The 4,374-nt window shown below is 70.7% G+C and carries 5 protein-coding genes; 4 read left to right on the top strand and 1 reads right to left on the bottom strand.

The window, feature by feature from the left end; translation table 11 throughout:
• The 4 genes from G6022_RS08465 to G6022_RS08450 form a co-directional block, all read left to right on the top strand.
• A partial coding sequence (locus G6022_RS08465; RefSeq protein WP_182691355.1) for an acyltransferase occupies positions 1-1,206 on the top strand: 1,206 nt, incomplete at its 5' end.
• Between the two features lie 75 nt (positions 1,207-1,281).
• Entirely contained in the window at positions 1,282-1,479 is a 198-nt protein-coding gene (locus G6022_RS08460; protein ID WP_182640207.1) for a hypothetical protein, read from the top strand.
• A gap of 290 nt (positions 1,480-1,769) precedes the next feature.
• Entirely contained in the window at positions 1,770-2,117 is a 348-nt protein-coding gene (locus tag G6022_RS08455; RefSeq protein ID WP_182640208.1) for a YciI family protein, read from the top strand.
• A 40-nt stretch (positions 2,118-2,157) separates the two neighbouring features.
• Complete coding sequence (locus G6022_RS08450; RefSeq protein WP_182691353.1) at positions 2,158-3,411, top strand: sigma-70 family RNA polymerase sigma factor; 1,254 nt, start codon at positions 2,158-2,160, stop codon at positions 3,409-3,411.
• 24 nt (positions 3,412-3,435) lie between these two features.
• On the opposite strand, the gene meaB is transcribed toward G6022_RS08450, so the two are convergent.
• On the bottom strand, positions 3,436-4,374 hold a 939-nt coding region (gene meaB / locus G6022_RS08445), incomplete at its 5' end, for a methylmalonyl Co-A mutase-associated GTPase MeaB (RefSeq protein ID WP_182691351.1).

The raw sequence follows: 4,374 nt of genomic DNA, 5'->3' as shown, positions 1-4,374 counted from the left end.
CCACCGACGGCGGCGGCTCCGACCCTGGCCGACGCTCCCGACACCGCCGCAGCCGAGGCCACCGGGGTGCAGCAGCCGCGGCTCGCCGGTGCTCGCGGTCACATCCCGGCGCTCGAGGGTCTCCGCGGCCTCGCGGCGATCGGCATCATCACCACCCACGTCGCGTTCGTGACCCGGATGTCCTACGGGACGCCGGTGCGCCGCCTCTACGGTCGTCTGGACATGCTGGTCGCGGTGTTCTTCGCCAAGACCGGCTTCCTGCTGTGGCGGGCACACTCCGACCACGCCCGCCGCGACCGGCCGGGAACGGCCCGCGCGGTGATCCCCTACCTGCGGGCCCGGCTCGTGCGAATCATGCCCGCGTACTCAGTGCTCGTCGCCGTCGCCATGGTGCTCCTCCCCCAGAACCGGATCAACGGCCCCGTGGTCTGGCTGCGCAACCTCACCCTGACGCAGATCTACCAGCGGAGGTTTCTCGTCTCCGGGCTCACGCACGCCTGGTCACTCGCGGTCGAGATGGCCTACTACCTGGCGCTCCCGGCGCTGTGGACCGGGATGAGGAACCTGCGGGGCGACAGGGCCCGATGGCGGCTGCCCGCCGTCGGCGCCTTCGGGCTCTCCGGCCTGCTGTTCCCGCTGATCCCCTGGCAGCGCCTGCGGCTCCTGCCCAGGGGCATCAACGTCCAGATCCTGCCGCCGGCGTTCTCCGCCTGGTTCGCCTCCGGGATGCTGCTGGCCGAGCTGGCCACCGCCCGCCCGGGACTGCTCGCCCGACTGAGCCGGGCATCCTATGCCAGGTGGGGTTGGTGGACGGCAGGCGCCGGGGCGCTGCTCGCCACCACGTCGACCCGCTGGTTCTCCGAGGGCTTCCACCACCCGAGCGGCCGCGAGTACGCCGCGCGCAACGGGCTCACCGCGGCGATGGCGTTCTTCTTCCTCGGGCCGGTCGTCCTGGCCCCGGCGGGCACGCGCTTCCGCATCCTGGAGTCGGCACCCCTTCAGGCGATCGGCCGCTGGTCGTACGGGATCTTCCTCTGGCACCTGATCGTGCTGCACTACGCGTTCCCGCTCACCCGCACCTCGCTGTGGACCCGGCGGATGGGCGTGATCTGGCCCGTGACCGTGGTCGGGTCGATCGCCGTCGGCGCGGCCAGTTACCGGTTCATCGAGGAACCGGCGCGAAAGCTCCTCTCTCCGCACGCCTGAATTCGGCGCCGAGTTCTCGTAGGGTGAGCCGCACGACCGCGGACAGGCGCGCGGTCACGACGAAGGAGAACAGACATGGGTTACATCGGCGGCGGAGTGGTTCTTGTGGTGATCGGCGCGATACTCATGTACGCGGTCGAGGTCAACATTCCGGGTATCGACTCGAACACCCTCGCGGTGATCCTCATGGTGGCCGGTGTGGTGCTCTTCGTGATCGGTCTCCTGTTCGCGATGCGCTCCCGAAGCCGCCGGGTGCCGGACGATCGGTACTGACCCCGGGCGTCGGCGGGCCGGGCGTCGACCGCTACCGCCTCCTCGGTCGTCTCACGTCTGAATCCACACGCCTGATCGTCATTCCCGGACGTGATGTCGCGTGTGGGTGAGCCTGCAGCGTGTGGATCCGACGGCTGAGGACTCCTGTCCTGGTGCGCCCGGGAGCGGAATCCGGAAGAGCGCGGAGAATTATTGTGCGAACCTGTCGATCTTGCGGCGGCTGTTCGTCATGGAGGTGTCGGCGCACAACACCGCGGCCGGCATCCACCACTCCCAGTCAGGAGATCGACATGAAGTACGTACTGCTGCTTATGGCCAACCTCGAGGACGTGCGCTGCGGCGAGGAGGAAGGGCCCGGCGTCGAGGAGTTCATGGCCTTCGACGCCGAGCTGGAGAAGGCCGGCGTCCTCGCCGGTGGTTTCGGTCTGGAGGACCCCGAGACCGGCGTCACGGTCAGGATCCCCGCGGGCGGGACGGACGCCGTCGTGACGTCCGGTCCGTACGCCGAGAGCAGGGAGTTCGTGGGCGGCACGATCGTCATCGACGTGGCGGACATCGACGAGGCGCTGGCCTGGGCCGCCAAGTGCCCCGGTGCCAGGGGCGGACGGGTCGAGGTCCGCGCGATGCTGGAGTTCTGATGCCGGACCGACGGGTCCGGGGCGACGCGGGGGTGACCCCGTGACCGCCCCGGGCCCGGCGGCGTCGGACGTGCTGGTCGCACTGCGTCGCGAGGAGCACTCGCGCCTCCTCGCCACGCTGGCGTCACGCTTCGGGGATCTGGATCTCGCGGAGGACGCGGCCCAGGACGCGCTCGAAGCGGCGATCGAGGCCTGGCCCCGTACCGGGGTGCCGGACTCCCCGCTCGCGTGGCTCACGACCACCGCCACCCGCAAGGCGATCGACCGGCTCCGGCGGGAGAAGGCGCTCACCGAGCGTCTCGCGCGTCTGCGGGTCGAGGAGGACCGACGAACCTCCGCGCCGCCGGTCCGTGCGGTCGTGGAACCGGACGAGATCCCCGACGACAGGCTCGAGCTGTTCTTCGCGTGTTGCCACCCCACGCTCAGGACCGACGAGCAGGTGGCGCTGATCCTGCGATACCTCGGCGGTCTGACGACGACGGAGATCGCCCACGCCTTCCTCCTCCCGGTGACGACGGTGCAGCAACGCCTGGTCCGGGCGAAGAAGCGCCTCCGGGTCACGCGGATCCCGATCCGCACCCCCGGCCCGGATGATCTGCCGGCGCGACTGCCCGCGGTGCTCGCGGTGATCTACCTGATCTTCACCGAGGGATACGCCGCGTCCACCGGTGACGGCCACCTGCGCGGGGACCTCACGACGGAGGCCATCCGCCTCGCCCGGATCGTGCACAGGCTCGTACCGGGGCAGCCGGAGGCGACGGGCCTGCTCGCTCTCCTGCTGCTCACCGAGGCACGCGCGCCGGCCAGGGTCGACGACGAGGGCCTCCCCGTCCCGCTGCGCGAGCAGGACAGGGACCGGTGGGACCGTCTGGCGTCGGATGAGGGGCTGGCCCTGGCGATGGAGGCCGCGGCCGGCGGGCCGGGGCCCTACTCGGTGCAGGCGTCGATCGCCGCGGTCCACGCGGAGTCGCGAGACGTCGAGTCGACCGATTGGGCACAGATCGTGGTGCTGTACGACCTCCTCCTCGCTCTCGCACCCGGACCCGTCGTCCGGATGGCGCGTGCGGTGGCCGTGGGTCGCCGCGACGGACCGCAGTCAGGCCTTCGGCAACTCGACGCCCTCGCCGGAGAGGCGGAGCTCGAGCGGCACCACCCGTTCCACGCGGCGCGGGCGACGACGCTCGAGGAACTCGGCCGCGGTGACGAGGCCCGCCGGGCCTGGGCGCGTGCCCACCAGCTCACGGAGAACGCCTCCGAGCGCGAGTACCTGGTCCGCAGGTGGTGGAACGCCTGACGTACTCGCCGGCGAGTCGGCGCGTCAGCTGTCGAAGGCGTCGATGATCGCCTGGGCGGCGAGGGCCGCAGTCAACGTCCCCTCGCTGACACGCCGCTCGACATCGGCCGTGACCCGACGCACCTCGGGGTCGGCCGCGAGTCTCGCCATGAGTGTGTCGTGCACCATCGACCTGGTCCATTCGACCTGCTGACGGGCTCGACGGGCCTCGACCTCGCCGATCTTCCCCATCGTGTCCTGGTGCGAACGGACGGCATCCCAGAAGTCGTCCAGACCGTCACCTTCGAGACCCGACATCGTCAGGACGGGCACCTTCCACGCCGAGTCCGCCGGTCGCACGAGTCGCAGTGCCGCGCCGAGTTCCCGCGCGGCGCGTCTGGCGTCCTTGACGTGGGGGCCGTCGGCCTTGTTGACGGCGACGACGTCCGCCAGCTCCAGGACGCCCTTCTTGATGCCCTGGAGCTGGTCTCCGGTGCGGGCGAGGGTGAGGAACGTGAAGCAGTCGACCATTCCGGCGACGGTGACCTCGGACTGTCCCACCCCCACCGTCTCGACGAGTATCACGTCGAATCCCGCCGCCTCGAGCAGCACCATCGTCTCGCGGGTGGCCTTCGCCACCCCTCCGAGCGTGCCGGAGGTCGGCGACGGCCGGATGTAGGCGCGGGGTTCCGTCGAGAGCGTGGCCATCCGGGTCTTGTCGCCGAGGATCGACCCGCCGGTGCGGGTGGAGGACGGGTCGACGGCGAGGACCGCCACCTTGTGGCCCTTCTCCACCAGATACAGACCGAAGGACTCGATGAACGTGGACTTCCCCACGCCCGGTACCCCGGTGATCCCGATGCGCAACGCGCCACCGGCGTGCGGGAGTGCGCCGAGAAGCAACTCCTGGGCCTTCTCGCGGTGTGCGGGGTTCGTGGACTCGAGCAACGTGATGGCGCGGGCGAGGACGGGACGATCGTCCTC

The organism is Dietzia sp. Cai40 (assembly GCF_014145165.1).
In the GTDB taxonomy this organism is placed as follows: domain Bacteria; phylum Actinomycetota; class Actinomycetes; order Mycobacteriales; family Mycobacteriaceae; genus Dietzia; species Dietzia natronolimnaea.
The sequence above is the reverse complement of the archived record's forward strand: the minus strand, read 5'-3'. Positions and strand labels throughout refer to the sequence as shown.